General features: G+C 75.2%; 1 protein-coding gene. It reads right to left on the reverse strand.

Annotation, left to right across the window (positions count from 1 at the left end):
• Positions 1-379: 379 nt before the first annotated feature.
• Positions 380-1317: lysylphosphatidylglycerol synthase domain-containing protein (locus MXD58_RS27735; RefSeq protein ID WP_250611100.1), on the reverse strand; the 938-nt coding region annotated here is incomplete at its 5' end.

Here is a 1317-nt window from a genome sequence, read left to right on the forward strand (position 1 = left end):
GACGACGCGAGGTCGCGGGGCCCGGCCGGCGGGCGGACGGCGCCGGAGGTGCTCTCCGGCGGTGTCGGGGACGGCCAGCGGGTGGGCTGCGGGCCGGTCGAGCCCGCCGGATCGGCAACCGGGGTGCCGCCGTCGTGCCGACCGGACGGGTTCTCGCTGCCCTGCCCGTTCATATGGCTCGGCCGTTCATGTAACTCCCTCGCGCCGCGACCCGCCTCTCGGCGTCCGGCCCGCTCGCCGGCCGCCTCGAAACATCCGCCTATCCTGCCTGCAACCTCGGTGTTCGGGCACATTTGATCAGACATGTGACGATTGCGCGCGCCGCCTGCGGGCGACATCGCCCGCAGGCTCGTCCATGCGCGTTTTCCGCCACGGCACGTTACCGGTGGGCGGGGGTACCTCGTTCCGGCTCCGTGGACCCGTTGCCGGCAGCGACGGCGGCGCCGGGTGCCCCCACGTCTGCGGATAGCGCCCCATTGTCCTCCGACGTCGCGGCGGAGCCGAGCGGCAGGGCGCCGCGTCCGCGCAGCGCCACGCCGATCCCTGCCCACACCAGGTCGGCGAGGGTGGCCAGCAGTCGCGCGACCAGGGCGACGAGGGTCGCCGGGCCACTGGCGATCGCCGGCGCCAGGGCCAGCACCAGCACCGCCTCGCGCACCCCCGCACCGGCGGGCAGCACCAGGACGAGGAACCCGGCGGTCCAGGCGAGCGCGTAGGCGCCGACGCAGAGGGCGGCCAGTCGGGCACCGCCGACGGACGGTTCCAGGTCGCGCACGAGCAGCCAGGTCGCCAGGCCGTACCAGCCGAAACTGAGCAGCAGCCAGCCGGAGCCGGCCGCGATCGGGCGCAGCGTGAGCGGCTCGTCGAGCGGCGGGCGGCGCAGCAGCCGAAACGCCAGTGCCAGCAGCCGGGACAGCACCGGGGGGAAGAGCAGCACGGCGAAGACGGGCACCGCTACCAGCGCCCACCAGTAGCTGGCGAGCGCCTTCGCCGAGACGAACGGCAGCGTCACCGCGGCGGCGAGCCCGCCGCTGGGGACGGCGAGGGCGAGCACGACGAGGCTCGCCGACGCCGCCTTCGGCCGGGACACCCCGTAGTCGCGGGACAGCTCCATCTGCGCGAGGACCGGCCACACGCTCCCGGGGATGTACTTGCCGATCTGACCGACGAAGAAGATCCGCACGGCCGCCCGCAGCGGCAGCCGCGCGCCGAGCCCGGCGAGCAGCGCCCGCCAGGACAGCACGGTGGTGCCGACGGCCAGCACGGTCGCGACCCCGGCGGCGGCGACCGAGGCGACGGTGAGCTGCGAGTAGGAGT

This window comes from Frankia sp. AgKG'84/4 (genome assembly GCF_023242965.2).
Classification (GTDB): domain Bacteria; phylum Actinomycetota; class Actinomycetes; order Frankiales; family Frankiaceae; genus Frankia.